The organism is Segniliparus rotundus DSM 44985 (assembly GCF_000092825.1).
In the GTDB taxonomy this organism is placed as follows: domain Bacteria; phylum Actinomycetota; class Actinomycetes; order Mycobacteriales; family Mycobacteriaceae; genus Segniliparus; species Segniliparus rotundus.
Genome location: NC_014168.1, coordinates 1919502 through 1938924, shown reverse-complemented (window position 1 = coordinate 1938924; position 19423 = coordinate 1919502). Strand labels below are relative to the sequence as shown.

14 protein-coding genes are annotated in these 19423 nt (G+C 64.9%); 5 read left to right on the top strand and 9 right to left on the bottom strand.

All coding sequences use genetic code 11. The features are described from left to right. Positions 1-195: 195 nt before the first annotated feature. Positions 196-1329, bottom strand: a complete 1134-nt coding sequence (locus tag SROT_RS09575) for a hypothetical protein (protein ID WP_041407155.1) — start codon at positions 1327-1329, stop codon at positions 196-198. 101 nt (positions 1330-1430) lie between these two features. On the opposite strand from SROT_RS09575, the gene SROT_RS09570 reads away from it, so the two are divergent. Continuing rightward, positions 1431-3017, top strand: coding sequence for a hypothetical protein (locus tag SROT_RS09570; RefSeq protein ID WP_148223408.1), 1587 nt, complete (start codon positions 1431-1433; stop codon positions 3015-3017). A 714-nt stretch (positions 3018-3731) separates the two neighbouring features. Here SROT_RS09570 and ramB read toward each other — a convergent pair. Then, positions 3732-5147, bottom strand: a complete 1416-nt coding sequence (gene ramB, locus SROT_RS09565; protein ID WP_013138825.1) for an acetate metabolism transcriptional regulator RamB — start codon at positions 5145-5147, stop codon at positions 3732-3734. Positions 5148-5220: 73 nt separating this feature from the next. On the opposite strand from ramB, the gene SROT_RS09560 reads away from it, so the two are divergent. From SROT_RS09560 to metE, 4 genes are all read left to right on the top strand, one after another. Then, a complete protein-coding gene (locus SROT_RS09560) occupies positions 5221-5907 on the top strand; it encodes a hypothetical protein (protein ID WP_013138824.1) in 687 nt (228 codons plus the stop codon). 389 nt (positions 5908-6296) lie between these two features. Then, complete coding sequence (gene aceA / locus SROT_RS09555) at positions 6297-7583, top strand: isocitrate lyase (RefSeq protein ID WP_041407877.1); 1287 nt, start codon at positions 6297-6299, stop codon at positions 7581-7583. 97 nt (positions 7584-7680) lie between these two features. Next, on the top strand, positions 7681-8559 hold the full coding sequence (locus SROT_RS09550; RefSeq protein WP_013138822.1) for a 3-hydroxybutyryl-CoA dehydrogenase: 879 nt from the start codon (positions 7681-7683) through the stop codon (positions 8557-8559). 84 nt (positions 8560-8643) lie between these two features. After that, positions 8644-10956: a 5-methyltetrahydropteroyltriglutamate--homocysteine S-methyltransferase gene (gene metE / locus SROT_RS09545; protein WP_013138821.1), complete on the top strand. Its 2313-nt coding sequence runs from the start codon at positions 8644-8646 to the stop codon at positions 10954-10956. 99 nt (positions 10957-11055) lie between these two features. Here metE and SROT_RS09540 read toward each other — a convergent pair whose 3' ends face one another. The 7 genes from SROT_RS09540 to pepN all read right to left on the bottom strand — a co-directional run bounded on the left by SROT_RS09540 (position 11056) and on the right by pepN (position 19381). After that, positions 11056-11664 carry a hypothetical protein gene (locus tag SROT_RS09540; protein ID WP_013138820.1) on the bottom strand — a complete coding sequence of 203 codons (609 nt, stop codon included), beginning with the start codon at positions 11662-11664 and terminating at the stop codon, positions 11056-11058. Between the two features lie 44 nt (positions 11665-11708). Next, positions 11709-12257, bottom strand: coding sequence for a hypothetical protein (locus SROT_RS09535; protein ID WP_041407153.1), 549 nt, complete (start codon positions 12255-12257; stop codon positions 11709-11711). Between the two features lie 103 nt (positions 12258-12360). Next, positions 12361-12963, bottom strand: a complete 603-nt coding sequence (locus SROT_RS09530; RefSeq protein ID WP_013138818.1) for a hypothetical protein — start codon at positions 12961-12963, stop codon at positions 12361-12363. Continuing rightward, positions 12960-14663, bottom strand: coding sequence for a hypothetical protein (locus SROT_RS15680; RefSeq protein WP_013138817.1), 1704 nt, complete (start codon positions 14661-14663; stop codon positions 12960-12962). The genes SROT_RS09530 and SROT_RS15680 overlap by 4 nt, the downstream gene beginning before the upstream one ends. Beyond that, positions 14660-14992, bottom strand: a complete 333-nt coding sequence (locus SROT_RS09520) for a type VII secretion target (RefSeq protein WP_013138816.1) — start codon at positions 14990-14992, stop codon at positions 14660-14662. Before SROT_RS09520 ends, SROT_RS15680 begins: the two co-directional genes overlap by 4 nt. A 106-nt stretch (positions 14993-15098) precedes the next feature. Next, on the bottom strand, positions 15099-16781 hold the full coding sequence (locus SROT_RS09515) for a sulfatase-like hydrolase/transferase (protein ID WP_013138815.1): 1683 nt from the start codon (positions 16779-16781) through the stop codon (positions 15099-15101). A 26-nt stretch (positions 16782-16807) separates the two neighbouring features. Then, complete coding sequence (pepN, locus tag SROT_RS09510; protein ID WP_013138814.1) at positions 16808-19381, bottom strand: aminopeptidase N; 2574 nt, start codon at positions 19379-19381, stop codon at positions 16808-16810. Positions 19382-19423 lie beyond the last annotated feature (42 nt).

Genomic DNA, 19423 nt, shown 5'->3' with positions numbered 1-19423 from the left:
CTTGCTGCGCCAGACCAACCTTTGCGCCCGTTGCGGCAATCGCCTGCCCCGAGTCTTGGATCTGCCTCGCCGCGCACGGCTGCGGGGTCTTCGATGGACATCTTCCCGCTGCCGCTCAAGCCAGCTGGTCGGCTCATCCTCCGCCTCCTCTGTCGATATGACCGATGCCGCCAATCTAAATCAGGCTTTCGTTGTTCACAAGTCGTCTTCGCCAGTGGCGCTGTGCCGTGCGAGCACGGCACAGGCTGGCGCTACATCGTCAGCGAGGCAGGCGTGCTCGTAGGCCATTTCTGCGAGCTGCTCTTCGCCGAGCGGCTCGTCGAAGATGCGGCAACGCAAGAGGGGATAGAGGATTGCCGTGGTCCGGGCTGTGAAGAACGGCTCGGCATAGGCGAAACCGGCGCCGAGTCTGATCGCCTGCTGGAAGGTGAGATTGCCCGATCCGGGTTCGATCGGGCCAAGTTGCGCGTCCTGGACGCGGCTGGCTTGCGCTTGGGCTGTCAGTTGCCACAGTCGCCGCCATGCGTGGTCTGCTTGGGCCGGGTGCGCCCTGCCCGAGCGCAAGCCGTCGAGCGCGGCTGCCAGTTGTGGTTCCAGTCTGCGGTACCCGTGCCGCCGCGCCGCGTCTTCTGCGAGATCCAGCCCTGCGGACCAGAGTTGACGGACGGGGATTGCTTCGATGAGCGCGTCGCAATTTCCGTCGGACACCGCGTGCAAGCGATGCACGGCACGTGCGGGACGGCTTCCGGGCCCGGCGCCAGTCGGCGGGAGGCTCGTGGCGCCGAGCTTGCTCAGCATCGCGGCGACGGCTTCGCCTGGAGGTTGGGTGCTGATGATCGCGTGCAGCCGCAGCCCAGGCCGCACACCTCGGAGGAAAAAGTAATGGTCGGCTACCGTGCGGGCCGGATTCGCAAGGCCGAGCCAGAGCGGGAGCTGCGTCCTCGGCACAGCTGGCCCGAAGACGTGCTGGAGCCGGGTGTCCCAGCGAAGCCCCGGCGGCAGATAGCCCGCGCCCTCGTTGCTCGTCGCGTAGAAGATCGCCTGCCCCGCTTCTTCAAGCACGCTGACCGCCCACGAGATGCCTGGGTACGAGCTGGACTGGGCCGCGAGGTCCCCGGCCATCCGCTGTGCTGCCGAGACCGCCTCGGCAGGGTCGAGCGCCGCGCTGGCGTGAGGGCGGGCTGGCTCCTGTTTTGGCGCAGGGGGCATGGCGCTGTCGCCATGGCTCGAGGGCAGAGGGGCGGCGCGCTGGACGAAATGGTCCTCGTCGTCTTCTTCCTCGTAATAGCCCCACTTGCGCGAGTCGGCATGCCAGCCGTCACCGTTCACCAGGAGCTCCGGGCATCGGTCGTCATGGACAGACAGCGTAGCGCGGGTGCTACCCTGGGCACATTGTTGCGATTGCCCGGCGCTGGAAGGGGTTGGAGAGCATGAGGCCGACGAGGTCGCAGCTTGAGCATATGAAGCCGGGCGAGTTCGAGCAGGCGATGCAGCGTGAGATGGGCGATCTCATCCGCGCACTGCAGGAGCAGTCCGCCCATATCGAGGCGGCGCAGAAGACGATCGATCAGAATTTCCAAGGCGCGGCGGCAGACGCGCAGCGTGAGAAGACCGCCAAGAAGTTGGCGGGCCTGCACGCGGAGGTGGATCGATTCCACGCAGTCAGGCAGTCGCTGGATCAGGCTGCCAATGGCTTGGTCTCCGCGACGAAAGCGGTGCTCCAGGAGGTTCACGCAGCCGAAGCCATCGGCTTGAAAGTCAAAGACAACTGGGAGGTCGAGCCGACCAATCTGATCGAGCGATTGAGCATGGCCTTCCTCGCGGCGGCCAAGCTCGCCCAATTCCTGATCCACAAGGCGGTGGACGCCTGGGACACAGCGGACAAGGCTGGCGCCGATCTGCTGAACAAGGCAGTCGGGGAGATCGAGCGGGAATTCTGGAAGGAGCAGCCGACAGTCAAGGACGGCGAGGGGAAAGAAGTGCCAATCGTCGTGACGCAGAACGGGGACATACCGGGACGGAGCAAACCCGAAGACAATCATCCGCCCTCCGATTTGAACGTCACAATCCCAGGTTGGGGCCATACGGTCACCGGGGACGCGGCGCCGCCGCTTCCGCCGGGGTGCAGTGAGCCGATGGGGGCCTTGGTGGATGGCCAGCCAGTGCAGTTCCCGAATCCGGGCGGCCCCAAAAATCCGGACGGCTCTGACCCGCGCGCATTGCCGACCGGCGCGAACTACGGCCCGGACGGCAAAACCCCCTTGGTCGCGATGAGCTTCCCGACTGGTGGGCCAGATGACGGCGTCGCGGAGTACGCGGGGCTTGACACGATGATCTTCGACATGAGCGACCCGAAGAACCCGAAGCCTTTGGGGCCGCTCAAGGAGTCTGGAAATCCTGACTCGCACATCTCCCAAGGGAGTTTCGCCTACGATCCCCAGTCCCGTTGCATGATCGCGGTCGGCAATGTGGGCAATAGCGACGGGTCGCCGAGGGCTGTGTGGAAGTCGGACCCGATCCAGCCGGGCGACCCGCCGAACAAATGGATGAACTCCATGCACAGGGTCCCTGGCTCCGAGCAGCCGATCACCCCGAGCGCCCCTGGACATGCCGGTGGCGGCGACCGGGAGAACCAGGTCACTCGCTTGCCGAGCGGCAAGTGGGCCGTCATTGACGCGAAGAACGGCGAGGGAGTGCGGATGTATGTCGCAGACCGCCCGGAAGACCTCTTCAAAGGGCAGCCCCAGCTGATCGCCGGAGTGGTCAACGCCCCGTCTCCGCCGGTTCCGGCGGGATCCCCAGAAGGGGCGACATATCGCGCGCCTATGGCCTATGGGGCTTCGATCACCGATATGAGCACCAATCCGGACGGCTCGGATCGGATCACAGTCCGCACGAGCGGCTGGCCCCAACTTGTAGTGCCGGACCCGAATGATCCGAATAATCTCGAGAAAGACAAACCTATTAGTAACTACTCTCCCCAAACATACACATCAACTGTGCAGGTTGGGCACTGATGAAGGACGGTGTGGTGATGGCTCGCGGAATCTGGGTCCGTCGTGTTGTGGCTTGTGCTGCGGTGCTCGCCCTCGGGGGGTGCGCGCAAAGACACTCATATCCAGAGCCCAGCCAATCCCAGCTGATGAGCTCAGCGCCGACCACCACTTCGGCCAGTGCAATTGCGGGTATTCCGATGAGCACGGCTTCGACCATGCCGCCGAGCGCCGTTTCGACGGGATCGCCGCCAGGACCGTTCCCGGACCTGGGCCGATTTACCGAGGTGGACGGCAAACAGTATCTGTTAAACCAGCAATACAAATCCAAGTTCGTGTTCTTCCGACCGCCGAGCCAGAAGTTCTTATGCGGATTCGGGTACAAAAAAGAACTGACATCGTCCATTGGTATCACTTGCGCTGGAGCAATCCCTGGAATACCACCTCCTGGCCCAGGAAGCGCTGAGCCTCCCCCGCCCGACAATGCGCCTTGCAAATCCCCGCATCTCTCTGCGGGCTGGGATGCTCATGGAAATATTCAGAGAGAAGGGTGGGGGTGCCTCGGCAAGGTTCCGCCCGGCAATGTTCTGCCTCCAGACAAGAAGATAGTATTTGGGAATATCACTTGTGTGGAGGGGCAGGATGATCTCACTGCCTGTCTTATCAAAGGCGATGGCGGTCCTGATCACGGGTTTGTGATTTCGCAGCAGCGGACGTGGACGTTTTGATCCGCGTGCCTCAGCGGGGCTCGACCGCGTAAGGGGTGATGGTCGAGCGGTGCTCGTCGAGGTCGAGCTTTCTGCCGAGCGGCGGGAAGGCCCGCTGCGGGCAGCTTTCCCGTTCACAGACCCGGCAGCCGCTGCCGATCGGGGTGGCGTTGGCGGGGCTGGCGAGGTCGAGGCCGTCAGCGTAGACGAGCCGGTGGGCGTGGCGGGTTTCGCAGCCGAGCCCGATGCCGAAGGTTTTGCCGGGCTGGCCGTAGCGCGCCGCGCGCCGCTCCACCGTGCGGGCCATCCAAAGGTAGCTGCGCCCGTCGGGCATCTGCGCGAGCTGGGTGAGGATTTTGCCGGGCGAGGCGAATGTCTCGTAGACGTTCCACAACGGGCAGGTGCCGCCCGAGGAGGAGAAGTGAAAGCCGGTGGCCGACTGGCGTTTGGACATGTTGCCCGCCCGGTCCACCCGGACGAAGGAGAACGGCACGCCGCGCGGGTTCGCCCGTTGCATGGTGGAGAGCCGGTGGCAGATCGTCTCGTAGGAGACGGCGAAATACGCCGAGAGCCGCTCGATGTCGTAGCGGAATTCCTCGGCGACTTCGTGGAACTGCCGATACGGCAGGACGATGGCTGCCGCGTAATACTTGGCCAGGGCCATTCGGGCGAGGCGGACGGAGTCCTCGCTGGAGAAGTCTCCCTCCGCGGTCAACTCATCGATCAGCTCGCCGTGTTCGAGGAACGCGAGCTCGGTGGCGAGTTTGAAGATCCGTTGGCCGGGGGACAGCCGGTTCGCGATGGACAGCGAGCGGGTCGCGGGGTCGTATTGGTGCGAGACCCGGTCGGGAAGGTCCACCCGTTCCACGATGCGCACACCGTGCGAGGAGCGCAGCAGGGTCGGAATCTCCGTGTGCAGCTCGCCGCCGTTCATGCGCATCCGCCGGGTCACGTCCTCCGCAGCGCGGTCGAGCGAGTCCAGGTAGTTCTGCCGCTCGTAGAAGTATTGCTGCACTTCTTCGTGCGGCATGCTCGCCGAGGCGGGCAGAGCTTCGCCGGTCCGCAGTTCCCCGAGCGCCGCGAACTGGTCGGCGAGTTCGCGGTAACGGTGGTAGAGCTGCAGCATGGCCCGGGCGAACTTCGGGTGGGCGGAGACGACTTGGGTGACTGCTTCGGGATGCGCGCCGATGTCGATCCCGGTGTCCATCGCGACTTCGCGGATCTCCGCGACCAGCCGCGCCTCTTCCTGGGCGGTGAAGAATTCCGCGTCCACGCCCAACGTCTCGGAGAGACGGACCAGCAAGGGGACTGTGAGCGGGCGAACGTCGTGTTCGATCTGGTTGAGGTAGCTCGGCGAGATGGCGAGGTCGGCGGCCAGCGCGACCTGCGACAGCCCGCGTTCTACCCGCAGCTGCCGCAGGCGGGGCCCCGCATATGTCTTCACCACGAGACCAGAATAAGCGCGAGCGCCCGCGACAGACCCGGAGCGGCGGGCAAGTTTTGCTACGATGAGTCACAATATGGTCACTATCAGGTCACTGCTTGTCGCAAGCGTCTTGGCGATTGGGTCAGCAGCCAGCGCCATTTCGCCTGCTTCGGCAGATCCGGGCCCGCAAGGTCTTCTGCTCACGGCGGAGGAGTCGCCCGAGGGGTACAACTTGGAGCCTGGCTCGGTGGAGCAAGCTCTCGGCATCGTGACCACGGTGCGCGATTGGATGTTCAACGGCGGGGCGCAACTCGACCCGCCCTCCTGCGGCACGGAGCTGAACTGGCTCATGTCCTATTTGGGGCCCGAAGCCTCGGCGGTCACCCTGTGGGGTCCGCAAATCCTGCTGGCCGACGAGGTGGCGCCACGGGGGCCCCGTATCAGTGACATCCCTGCGCATGTCGACGCGTGCAAGAAAGTGCGGGTGACCTCGGGGGCGGTCGTGCTGGACTTGGCGGCCGAGCGGTTGGCCCCGCCCGCGACCGCGGCGACCACCGCGGCCGGGGTGAAGCTCACGGTGGTTTTCACCCTTGGCGCTTTCCAGCAAACGCGTGTCGCGGTGTGCTTCTACGGCGCCTTGAACGATGTGGTGGTGGGCGTGCTCGCAGGGTCTCGGGACTTGGACCCCGCCGCAGTGTCCTCCGACGCGATCCTCGCCGCGGGCTCCGATGTCTACAAGCGCCAAATAGCCAAGATCGAGAAGGCTCGCCCGCGCAAATAGCCGAAGCCGGGGGCGTGGGGCCGCAAGAAAAGACGCAGATCCCCTCGTGATGTTTCCCACATTTTCGAGAGCCGGACCGTGGCGGCCGGTCTGGCCGGGCCGTGTCGCGGGCCGATTGTCCGGGCGGCCCCTGGAGGCCTTCCCCGGACAAATCACAGTACAAGCGTACTTTTTAGAAGCCGCCGGGCAAATTTCGCAGAGATCGATTCGCAAGATTAGCAAAATTGTGTGAAAAAGTAGCGGAGATTTGCAGTTTTCGGCAACTTGACCTGCGCCGATGGCAGTGCCATGCTAAAGGTCGCCGAAGCGAAGGAGGTGCGAAAGCGCCGACAAAGCCGCGGCAGGCTTACCCCTCAATCGTCAGCCAAGGAGGCATTATGGGCGCCAACATCAGCACGGCAGGCACGCCGCCCACCGCTGAGCAGATCCAGAAAGACTGGGACACCAACCCGCGGTGGAAGAACATCACCCGGACGTACACCGCAGAGCAGGTGAGCGCGCTGCAAGGCAGCGTCATCGAGGAGTACACCCTCGCGCGGCGCGGCGCGGAGACCCTGTGGAACCTCATTCACAACGAGGATTACGTCCACTCGCTCGGCGCTCTTTCCGGCAACCAGGCCGTCCAGTACATCAAGGGCGGGCTCAAGGCCATCTACCTTTCCGGCTGGCAGGTCGCGGGCGACGCCAACCTTTCCGGGCACACCTACCCGGACCAGAGCCTCTACCCGGCCAACTCCGCTCCGAACCTGGTGCGCCGCATCAACAACGCGCTGATCCGCGCGGACCAGATCGACCGCCAAGAGGGCAAGAAGTCTGTTGAGAACTGGCTCGCGCCGATCGTCGCGGACGGCGAGGCCGGCTTCGGCGGCGCCCTGAACGTGTTCGAGCTGCAAAAAGCCTTCATCGCCGCCGGCGCCGCCGGCACCCACTGGGAGGACCAGCTCGCCTCGGAGAAGAAGTGCGGCCACCTCGGCGGCAAGGTGCTCCTGCCGACCCAGCAGCACATCCGCACCCTGACCTCGGCGCGCTTGGCGGCCGACGTGTCGAACGTGCCGACCGTCGTCGTCGCCCGGACTGACGCCGAGGCCGCGACGCTCATCACGAGCGACGTGGACGAGCGCGACAAGCCGTTCGTCACCGGAGAGCGTTCCGCGGAGGGCTACTACTACATCAAGAACGGCGTCGAGCCCTGCATCGCGCGGGCCATCGCCTACGCCCCGTACTCCGACCTGATTTGGATGGAGACCGGCAAGCCCGACCTCGAGCTCGCCCGGACCTTCGCCGAAGGCGTCAAGAAGGAGCACCCGGACCAGCTGCTGGCCTACAACTGCTCCCCGTCCTTCAACTGGAAGCAGCACCTGGACGACTCCACCATCGCCAAGTTCCAGCGCGAGCTGGGCGCGATGGGCTTCAAGTTCCAGTTCATCACCCTCGCGGGCTTCCACGCCCTCAACTACAGCGCCTTCCACCTCGCGAAGGGCTACACCGAGGGCGACATGACTGCCTACGTCGAACTGCAGGAGCAGGAGTTCGCCTCGGAGCCTCAGGGCTACACCTCCACCAAGCACCAGCGTGAGGTTGGCGCCGGTTACTTCGACCTGGTCGCGACCACGGTCGACCCGACCTCTTCGACCACTGCTCTGAAGGGCAGCACCGAAGAGGGCCAGTTCCACTAAACGAACAGTCGAGCGGCCCCGATGCCCCTGGCCGAGCGCCAGGGGCATCGGGGTAGGCTCATCGAGAGAGAAAAACCTCGATGGTGAGGAGCAGATTTTGACGAGCGACAGCATCTCTCGAGTTGGTGTCATCGGCGCAGGGCAGATGGGCGCCGGGATCGCGGAAGTGTGCGCCAGGGCGCACACCGACGTGTTGGTCTACGAGCCGACACGGGAGCTGCTCGCCGCTGGCCGAGCCCGTATTCTGCGCTCCTTGGACCGGGGGGTCTCCAGCGGCAAAGTCACCGAGCGCGAGCGCGAGCAAGCCGCGTGGCGATTGCGCTTCACCTCTGACCTCGGCGACTTCGCCGACCGCCAGCTCGTGGTCGAAGCAGTCCTTGAGGACGAGAAAGTCAAGACCGAAATCTTCAAAGAGCTCGACGCCGTGGTCACCGACCCGAACGCTGTGCTCGCCTCGAACACCTCCTCCATCCCCATCATGAAGCTGGGCATGGCCGCCAAGCAGTCCAATCGGGTGCTCGGCATGCATTTCTTCAACCCGGTCCCGGTGCTCCCGTTGGTCGAGCTCGTGACCACGCTCATGACTTCCCCCGAGGTGTCGCAGCGGGCAGAGCTGTTCGCCCGCGACGTGCTCGGCAAACAGGTGGTCCGTTCCGCCGACCGCGCCGGTTTCATCGCCAACGCCTTGTTGGTCCCGTTCCTGCTCTCCGCCATCCGCATGGTGGAGTCGGGTTTCGCGACCGTCGAAGACATCGACAAGACCATGGTGCTCGGCTGCGCCCACCCGATGGGGCCGCTCAAACTCACCGACCTCATCGGCCTCGACACCACGAAGGCGATCGCCGACTCCATGTACGCGGAGTTCAAACAGTCGCTGTACTCGCCGCCGCCGCTGCTGCTGCGCATGGTCGAGGCCGGCCGTCTCGGCAAGAAAGTCGGCCACGGCTTCTACCAGTACACGAACAACAACCGCTGAGGCGCGCGCCATGACCCGAGTCGTGTCGAAACTTCCGGCAGTGCGGGGACGCATGGCGCTGGGCGTCGTGGAAGGAACGTTCCGATGAGCCCGGCGTCGGCGCCTGTCGAGACGGAATACGGGTCGAGCATTCTCGGATATCCGCGAATAGGGCCGCGCCGCGAGCTCAAACGCGCGTTGGAAGGATACTTCCACGGCCCTGTGACGAAAGACGAGCTCAAGGCTGTTGGCCTGAAGCTGCGCGATGAGACCTGGCAGGAACTCGCCGCCATGGGGCTCGAGCAGGTCCCCGGGAACACGTTCTCCTTCTACGACCACATCCTCGACTCGGCCGTGCTTTTCGGCGCGGTGAGCCCTCGGTATGTGCCGTTGCGCGCGGAGCTCGACGACCTCGACTTTTATTTCACAATGTGCCGGGGCCGGGCGGATTTCCCGCCGCTGGAGCTGGTCAAGCTCTTCGGCACCAACTACCACTACCGCCAACCCGAGATCAGCGAGGACACGGCCTTCGCGGTGTCGTCCTACGCCGACGAGCTGCTGGCGGAGCACGCGCGGGCGAAAACCAGGGGGGTGGAGCTGCGTCCGGTCGTCCTCGGGCCGGTGTCCTTGCTGCTCTTGTCGAAACGCGCGCCCGAGGCAGGGGCGGACTTCCGCCCGGTCGACCGACTCTCTGACCTGCTGCCCGCCTACCTCGACCTTTTGGAGCGGCTCGCGAAACAAGGCGCGAAGTGCGTGCAGTTCGACGAGCCTGCTTTCACCTCCGACCGGGGCGAGTTCGACTTAGAGCTCCTCGGCGAGGCCTACGCGAAGCTCTCCTCGCCGAGCCTTGCCGCCCGGCCGAGGATGCTCGTCACCGGACAATACGGGCATTTGGGCGACGCTTTGCCGGTGCTCGCGTCGTCCAATGTGGAAGCGATCAGCCTTGACCTGGTGGCCGCGCCGATCCCGCCGGAGGAACTTGCCGCCCTGCCCGGACTGCGCCGCAAGCGTCTCTACGCCGGTGTGGTGAGCGGGCGCAACATTTGGCGCAACGACCGTCTCGACACCTTGGGCTATTTGACCGAGCTCAAGAACGTCGTCCCCGACATCGTGGTCTCCACGTCGACCACCTTGCTGCACGTCCCGTACGACGTGCTCGCCGAATACGATTTGCCGGAGGAGCTCGACGGCAGGCTCGCGTTCGCGAAACAGAAAGTCGGCGAGGTCGTCGCGCTGACCAAGGCGCTGCGAGAGGGCGCCCCGGCGAGTTGGAGCAGAACTTCCCCCGCGAAGCCCCATGTGAACCAGGCGGTGCGCGACCGCGTCGCGGCCGTCAAGGACGAGGACCGCGTCCGCCCGCCCTACGAGGAGCGCCGCGCGCTCCAAGAGGAGCGCTTCCAGCTGCCGAAAGCGCCGACCACCACCCTCGGGTCTTTCCCGCAGACCCCGCACATCCGCCGTGCCCGGTACGAGCTCGGCGAAGGACGCCTGTCCTGGGAGGAGTACCGCGCGTTGGTGCGGGACGAGATCGAGCGGATCATCCGTTTGCAAGAGGACATCGGCCTGGACGTCCTCGTCCACGGCGAGGTCGAGCGCAACGACATGGTCCAGTACTTCGCAGAGCTTCTGGAAGGCTTCGCGACCACGCGTCACGGTTGGGTCCAGGTGTACGGCACTCGCTCGGTGCGCCCGCCGATCATCTACGGCGACGTGTCCCGGCGCAAGCCGATGACCGTCGAGTGGATCACCCATGCCCAGTCGTTCACATCCAAGCCGGTCAAGGGCGTGCTCACTGGTCCGGTGACGATGCTGGCCCGGTCCTTCGCGCGCGAAGACCTGCCCCAGCAGCAGATCGCCGATCAGATCGCCCTCGTCGTGCGCGACGAGATCGAGGACCTTGAGCAGGCCGGAATCGGGATCATCCAGGTGGACGAGCCCGCGATCCGCGAGCTGCTCCCGTTGCGGGCCCAGGGCAGGCGCAAATATCTGGATTGGGCGGTCGCGGCGTTCCGGCTCGCCACCGCCGGCGCGCGCCCGGCGACGCAGATCCACACCCATCTGGAGTACTCCAGCCTCGGCCTCGTGGTCGAGGCGTTCGAGCAGATGGACTGCGACGTCACCGCGCTGGTCGCGACCCGTTCGATCTCCTGGGTGCTGCAACAGCTGCGCAACGGCGGTTTGACTCGCGATGTGGGCCCCGGCGTGTACGAGAGCCGTTCGGCGCGCATACCGGACATTGACGAGTTGGACGAACGGATCGCCGAGGCGCTCAAATTCGTGGAATTCGACCGGCTCTGGGTGAACCCCGACGGCGGCCTGAAGACGCGGCACTACTGGCAGCTCCAGCCCTCTTTGCGCAACATGGTGGCTGCGGCGCGTCGCCACCGTCGCCGCTCGGCGGCACTAGGCCAAGCCTGACCTTTGCGCCACCCGCTGTGAGCAGCGTGATCGGGACTGCGAAGACCGCAAGCCAGGCTGTGCCTCAACTTCCCGCTGGCCGGGGACAGGCCGGGATGCTCATGTCTTTTGGAGGAGCTTCACGGAGACGGCGACGGTGTGGACGTCGGGCAGATCAGCAGGGAGTCCATTGGCGCTGAGCCCTTCGACCATGATGCGGTCGTAAAAATTGCCGACGACGGCGACGGCGACGTTTTGGCGATTGCCGTTGGCGTCGATGAACTTGTAGGCGTATTCGCCGCCGGGGAGGTTCGGCCCGTCCCAGGAGAGTTGGCGGACATTGGTGGCGGCCTCTTCTTTGCCGCCGACCCATACCAAAGCTTGATGCTTGGCGTCCTCAAGCGGGGGTATGAAGGGCACGTTGGGTCTCCAATCTCCGGGGTACCATGTGGGCTCCTTGTTGAGAGGCTGTTCTATTTTCCGTATGCTGATGTAGGGACGGTTCTTGTTGTTTTCCGTGTTCTCGTGTTGCCACAGGTTCGCGACGGAAACCTTGGTCGCCAAGTATTTGTCCTGGTAGTAGCCGTGGGGAATGGTGTAGGAGATGCCGACGTTGGGGGAGACGAAGTCACGGTTCGTGACAGTGCTGCCGCCTTCGATGACGCCATGGGATTCCTCGTCCGACTGAGCGCCGCAGCCAGCCAGCGCCGCTACGGCGAGGATCGTCATGAGGCAACGCCGCGAACTGCGCGGTCGTCTCGGAGCTGGCGCGTTCATGTCTGGGGAGCTCCGATGGGTTTCGCGGAGAGGGCCACATCCCGGACTTCGGGCAGGTAGGCGGGGCCGCCATGACCGTTAAGTGCCTGGATCTGCACGCGGTGTCCAGGGTGGCCGACAACGGCGATCACCCCGCTCCAATGCCGACCGTCTGGCGCTGTGCTCTCGTAGGAGTACAGTCCGCCGGGGAGGTTGGGGCCGTCCCAGGAGAGTTGGTGGACGTTGGTGAGTGTGTCCTCTTTGCTCACCCATGCTAGCCTTTTGGCGTCTTCGACAGGGGGAGCGGTGGAATCTGCGACACCGGGCCAATTGACCTGCTGCATATCGATCATCGGATCTTTTTCGGGGTGGTCAGGGCCTCGTCCGCGCTGCCACAGGGCGACGCTTTTGATGGTGGTGGCTTCGTATTTGTCTTGGTAGAAGCCTTTGGGGATGGTGTAGGTGATGCCGAGTGAGGTGTTGGTGACGGTGCTGCCTTCTTCGATGATGCCGTGGAAGACCTGATTGAACGGCCAGACGCCGCAGCCGGAGAGAGTGCTTGTCACGAGGACTGCGGCGATGCTTCCTCGGAGCCAACGGTGTGTTTTCATTATCGGACCTGGGTCGCTTCGGGAATATTGAGGTGGCTGTCTTCGAAGGTCGGCGTGCTCATGTGTGGGGAGGACCGATGGGTTTCGCGGAGAGGGCGACATCCCGGACTTCGGGCAGGTAGATGGGCCGCCCGTTGCCGCCCATACTGTTGATCTGTATGCGGTTTCCGGGGTAGCCGACGACTGCGACTGCGCAGCTCTCGGGTTTGCCGTCGGCGTTGACGGAGTCGTAGGCGTATTCCCCGCCGGGCAGGTTCGGCCCGTCCCAGGAGCTCTGACGAATGTTGGAAGCTGCATTCTCCTTATAGCCCACCCAAGATAATGCGAGGTTTTTGGCATCGTCAAGTGGCTGCTCGGTTGAGTTCTCGCGTTCTTCATCGACACGTTGGATATAGATCCAAGGTCTTTTTCCTGGCTGGTGGGGGCCGTTTTCGTGCTGGTTCAAGATGACAAGTTTGATGGTGGTGGCTTCGTGTTTGTCTTGGTAGTAGCCTTTGGGGATGGTGTAGGTGATGCCGAGTGAGGTGTTGGTGACGGTGCTGCCTTCTTCGATGATGCCGTGGAAGACCTTGTTGAAGGGCCAGACGCCGCAGCCGGAGAGAGTGCTTGTCGCGAGGAGTGCGGCGATGCTTCCCCTGAGCCAGCATTGTCTTTTCATCATCGGACCTGAGTTGCTTCTGGAATATTGAGGTGGCCGTCCTCAAAGGTCGGGTACGGGGTGTCGGGGAGTGGGTGCTGCTGGAACTGCAGATCGGGGGCGAGGATGATGCCGCCGTTCGGATTGGGTTGGGCCTGCGCCGGATGGTAGTGGTCGTACCACTGTTGGAGCACGTTGGGGTCGTTGGCGTTGACGTTGCCGTACATGCTCAGGCCGATAAAAGGCCCCATGCCCCAGGATTCTGGTGTGCCAAGTGGCTGCGTGTCAGCTTTTTGCTGTAAGAGGGTAGCTGGGGGTCCGCCGTTTTGCATTTGGTACATCTCGAAGGACGGATACTGCGAAACCCGTCCGCCGACTGAAGCCAAGCCCTGCCCCCCGTGCGGGTCGACGATCAGGTCGGCCTTCACCGAGCCGTGGACAGCCTCGCCCGCAGGGTTCGCGAGCGCGTCCGTGCCTTCGACGCGCAGCCGCACGCGACCGTCCGCTGACTGCTCCACCCCCACATGCGGGTTGCCAGAGGCTGCTTCGCCATCTTTTGCGTGGGTGACATTCTGCCTCGCCACCACAATGCCGTGTTCGTAGTCGATGTACCAGCTCATGCGTGATTCATCAGGGGCGGCGTTCTTGTTGAATTTTCGATTGTCTCCGTAGTTGTGGGGCACCCCAGGCAGCTCGCCAGGGGCAGTTCCATGGAATGAACCAGGGTTCAGCACTTGAGGTTGCGGGATGAACGCGTCGCCGTAAACGACCCCGGCTCCGGGCACGGGTTTGATCCGCATGACCACGATATGCGATTCGGGGTCGGAGTCGTTCTTGTCGCTGCCGTTCGGGTCGAGCGCGGACGCCATGAGCAGCTCCTCAGGAGTTTGGGGTTCATGTCCGTACACGCTGTAGAACAGCGCGCCGCGCCGCATTTCCGCGTCCCCAGGGCGGTCAGCGGGACCGGCTTGCTTGTCCACCACGCCGTGCAGGCCGGTCAGAACACCGGATTCGGCGCGCAGGACCTGCTCGTATTCTTCGAGGACGTCGTTCGCAGCCATATTCAGCCCCACTGCGTCAGGCCGGAGCGGTTCGATGAAATCCATTAGGGTTTGCAGCTTGTTCTGCGAGTGTTCGAGCGAGTTGACGAAGCTCGACACCTGCGTGCTCCCAGGGATCTTCTTCACTGCGGAGACCACCGCTTCGTTCACCCGCTCCACGATGTGCTCGATGCCTTTCACAACGCTGCCGACGACTGGAATGTGCTCCACGAAACCGAGGAAGCCGTGCGCTTTTTCCTCCACGCCGTGGATGATCCGCCCCGCGCCGTCGACGAACGGTTCGAGAGCATTGCAGACCGAGTCGAAAATGCCGTCGATCTGCTCTGCTTTCTGCTTGATCTCATGCAGTTTTTTCTGCGCTTCGAGGAACGCGGACAACACGCGCCGGTAGGAGTCGCTCGCCGTCTGGCACTGCTGCGACTGCTCTTTGCGTTGTTCAAGCTCGCGGTGCAAGTAGTTCCGCGCGGCGTCAGCCCCGCCGCCCGCCCAGCCGTCGAGTTTGCCGATGGCTTCCTGAATGCCGTCTGCGACGGCGGCGAGTGTCTGGCTCGCGCCTTTGTAGAGCACGATCCGGTCCTGCAATGTGGCCGGATTGGATCGCAGCACCCGGTCGCATGTTTGTTTCGGGTCGTCGAGCCCGAACGCAGACCAGACTGTGCTCATCGCCCGCCCTCGCGGGGATGCAAGGTCAGGTTCTGGGCGTTCGTGGTGTCGTTGCTCTCGTAGTGCTCTGCGGATTCGTTGAGTTTGTTCGCTGTCTCGTCGTGCTGCTTTTCCGCGGTCGCGCGCAGATCCTCGAACCTGGTTTGCGCGCACGCCCAGTCGCCATGTTGGTATTGCGCCGCCGCGGCGACGTTGCCGACGTCTGGGGCGCTTTCCGACGCTGCTTCGAGCTGCTGCGCGAGTTCTTTGAGCGTCGGGCTGAACGAACTGAGCAGCGCCGCCGCGTCACGCAGATCTTGCGGCACGACGGTGAGGGCCCCGTCACCCATGACAACCTCCGCATTCCACCTCTGTCCCCATGCCACCGCTCTCCCTATTGCGCAGCTGCCCGCACGGGGCAGAGGTGCTGTTGCCCGCCGACAGCAGAATCTGAATCTACCTGATAGCGCCGCCGAGAGCTTTTTGGGCCAGCTGTTTGCGGGCGGTTTGCATGGCGAGCAAGTCGGCAAGGCCTTCCTCGCGGGCCGCGGCGAGCCGTCCAGGCAGCCGGGCGTGGACTTCGGGGATGACTTCTCCGATCAGCAGGGCGTGCAGCGCTTCCTCGCCGGGACTGTTCTGGCCAGCTTGGTTGACGATCTCCTGTCTGCCCTCATCGGTGGCGTAGTCGTAGTACTCGCGCTCGTTCGGAGCTTGGGGGTCGATGTCCATCGTGCCGGTCCGCCAGCGCGAGTACACGGCCAGTTTTGCCGCGCGGGTGCGCACCGCCATGATGTGCCCGGGGGCGGCGGTGGGCAGAACGGCGCCGAATTCTTCGATGTTCAGGTCGTCGGTGACGTGCGCGATCCACGGCCGTCCTCGTGCGGCGGGATCGCGGGCTATGGCGGCGATGTCCGCCCTGTCTCGCAGATGCGCGTAGCGTGGGTCGCCGCGCCATTGGCTCCCGCCCGCGCCAAGGGTGAGCACGAGCGGAGCGAGGTCGACGCTGCTCGTGAGGTGGCCGCGTGTGCCGCCCCGCTCTGGGACGAGGCGTCCGCTGGGGTCGCGGATGCAGAGCGGGACGCGGATCGCCTCGTCGTACGCCGCCGCTCCTTTGCCGCCAAGGCCGTGCGAACCGCCGTATTCGCCGTGGTCGGCGGTGAAGACGACGATGGTGTCGCGTTCGATGGCGGGGCGGCTTGCCAGTGTGTCGAGCACCCGCCCGATCTGGGAGTCCACCTGCTGTTGCAGCCAAAGATACACGTCCAGCTGCCGGGCCCACGCCTGGTCGGCCTCCTCGCCGCGAGCGGGGATCGGGCCCAGCATGGTGTGCATGAACTGCTGGTAGTCGCGTTGCAGGGCAGGTTTGCCGTGGGCGACGAGGTCGTCGGGGGTCTCGAAGTTCGGCGCCGGAGCGGTGAAGCGCCGCGGCACCCCCGCTGGCTCCTGCCATTTGGGCCAGTAGCAGATATCGTGCGGGTTGACCAGCGAAACAGTGGTGCACCAGGGTCCTTTGCCCGCTTCGGCTTCGAACCATCCGGCGAATTGGTCGACGATCGCGCCGTCGGTGTCGAGGCCTTGGTGCGGCGCTCCGTTCGGGGAAGGACACGTGCCGCCGGAAAAACCATGTTCCTCCAAGGCTCCGGGTCTCGCGTCGGCTTTGGCTCCGAGATGCCATTTCCCCCACCACCAGGTCCGATAGCCCTGTTCGCGGAGCATGGAGCCCCAAGTCGGGAATTTCGGCGAGAGCGTGGACTCGTCGGTCAGCGCATGCCCCGCGCTGTCGCCGAGCGGCTGCTGTTTCGGTCCGCCGAAGGTGTAGAGGCAACCAGTCTGGTGCGAATACAGCCCGGTGGTCATCACCCCTCGCGAGGGGGTGCACATGTTGGATGCGCTGTAATGCGACTCGAATGAGACTCCGGCCGCGCGCAGCTTCGCCATGTTCGGCAGGAGCGCGTCGAGGTCGTGCTGCTCGGGGAACCACTGCGGTGCGCGCAGCTGGTCGCAGACCAGGACGAGGATGTTCGGTTTGGCCGTGTCGGCTCCGGGCGCTCGCATCAGCTCGAACGTCCCGAGCCCGGCAGCGGCGGCGCTGACGGCGGCGCCGCCGATCAAAAGGTCGCGGCGGTTGATCTCAGCCATACCGACCAGCCTAGTGCGGTGTGCTGCTATGCCTCGGCGTCGAATACGCTCGCCCGAAGCGACCGGCGCACCCCGTCCTGGCCTTCCAGGACAAGCCTGCGCAGACCTGGTGAGAGATCCGACCTGCTCAGGAACTCGTCGGCGAGGCCGACTGACGCGTCGCTGATCGACCAGGACGGGTACAGCCCCGCTGCGATGGTCCGGCCGACTTCGCCGGTGCGCTCCTCCCACACGGACGGGATTTCCTCGAAGTACCGGGTGGTGTAGTCCTCCAACAGCTCCTGCTGGCCGGGGAAGGCGAATCCGGCGATCAGCGCGCGCAACGTCGTGTTCGCGAGGTCGTCTTCGCGCATGATGCGCTCCCACGTCTGCGCCTTCACTTCGGGCTGCGGTCGGGCGGCTCGGGCTTGTGCCGCTTGTTGCGCGCCCTTCGAGGTCTTGTCGTTCGCTTGTGCCGCGTCGATGATGGGGGAGTCGGTCCCATCGGAGTCCACTTCTCCGGCGGCGGCGAGCGAGATCGTCAGGCGCCAGCGCAGGTCGGTGTCCACGACAAGACCGGGAAGTCCCACGCTGGACGGGTCCGAGCCGCTGATGAGGATCCGCGTCGCGCGGGCCTCGTCGGGTCCGAGCACGCTGCTCGTGAGCGCGTTCACGAAGGCGAGCTGGCTGTCCGAGCCGGCGGGCGCGCCTTGCGCGCAGCGCAACGCGAGCTGGGCCAGGCGCGCGTAGCCCTCGTCCTTCGCCCACTGCGGATCGGCGTACGAGTTGACTGCGACCAACGCCTGTTGCAGCAGCCTCGACTGCACGCCGACATCGGTCTCCGCCGCGACGCCCTGCTCGACGAGGACCAGGAAGTCACGGGCTTTCATCCGGGCGTCGCGCGTCATTTCCCACGCCGCGGACCAGGCAAGGGCGCGGGGCAGCGGTTCGGCGATGTCGGCGATCCGCGTTTTGAGCGTCTCCAGCGACCGGGGGTCCAGGCGCAAGGAGCAGTAGGTGAGATCGTCGTCGTTCACCAGCACGAGCTTTCCGGCGGGGGCTCCGGCGAGTTCGGCGACCTCGGCGCGCGCGCCTTCCACGTCGAGTTCGACCCGCTTGGCGCGCACGAGCCGGCCGTCCTCGTCTCCGTAGACGCCGACTGCGAGCCGGTGCGTGCGGGTCTCGCCCGCGCCGGGGGCGGCGCCGCCCTGCTCGACCGCGAACGAGGCGTAGCGCCCCTCTCCGTCGAGTTCGAACGAAGGGCCGATGGGGTTGATCCCGGTGGTCTTCAGCCACTGCCCGCCCCAGCCGGACAGGTCGCGTCCGCTCGACTTCTCCAGAGACGCGACGAGGTCTTTGAACTCGGCGTTGCCGTAGGCGTGGGTTTGGAAGTACTCGCGCAGCCCCGCGAGGAAGGGCTCGCGTCCGACATAGGCGAAGAGCTGTTTGAGCACGCTCGCGCCTTTCGCGTAGGTGATGCCGTCGAAGTTCACCTCCACGGCCTCCACATCCGGGATGTCGGCGGCGATCGGGTGCGTGGAGGGCAGGTTGTCCTGGCGGTACGCCCACGCCTTCTCGGCAGAGGCGAAAGTGGTCCACGCGTCCGCGTACTCCGTCGCCTCCGCCTGGCAGAGCACCGAGGCGAAGGTCGCGAAAGACTCGTTGAGCCACAGGTCGTCCCACCAGCGCATGGTCACCAGGTCGCCGAACCACATATGCGCCATCTCGTGCAGGATCGTCTCGCAGCGGCGCTCGTAGGCCGCCTGGGTCACTTTGGACCGGAACACGTATTCCTCGGTGAAGGTGACGCAGCCCGCGTTCTCCATCGCGCCCGCGTTGAACTCCGGCACGAACAGCTGGTCGTACTTGCCGAACGGGTACGGGAAGCCGAAGTGCTTGTGGTAGAAACCGAAGCCTTGCTTGGTCTGCTCGACGACCCGCTCGACGTCCATGGACTCGGCGAGCGAGGAACGGCAGTACACGCCGAGCGGGATCGTGCCGTGCTCGTCCTCGTAGCTGTCCGTCCATTTCGCGTAGGGCCCGGCGACCAGCGCGACGAGATAGGTGGAAAGCCGCTTGGTGGGCGCGAAAACGCGCAGCGCGCCGTCCTCTTCGACACTCGCCAGCTCGGCGTTCGAGACGACTTCCCATTCGGCCGGGGCTTTGACCTTGAGCTCGAAGACTGCTTTGAGGTCCGGTTGGTCGAAGCAGGCGAACATGCGCTTCGCGTCCGCGGTCTCGAACTGCGTGTACAAGTAGACGCTGTTGTCGGCGGGGTCGACGAAGCGGTGCAGGCCTTGGCCGCTGCGCGAGTACCGGCAGACGGCGTCCACGACGAGTTCGTTGTGCTCGGCGAGGTTCGAGAGGACGAGGCCTTTGTCCTGCGAGTAGGCGCTCACGTCCACGGCGGCGCCGTTCAGCGTGGCCGAGCGCACTTCCTCCGCGATCAGCTCGATGAACGTCTCAGCTCCCGGGTTTTTGGATCGGAACGCCACGGTCGTCTTCGACTCGAACGTCGTCTCGCTCGCGCCGGTGAGGTCCAGTTCGATCAGGTAGTGCTCGGTTTCCAGCAGCGCGGCGCGCTCCTGGGCCTTTGTGCGGGTGAGGTTTGCCTTCGCCACGTTTCGTCGCCTCCTGGGGTCGCCGGTCGGTTGCTGACAGAC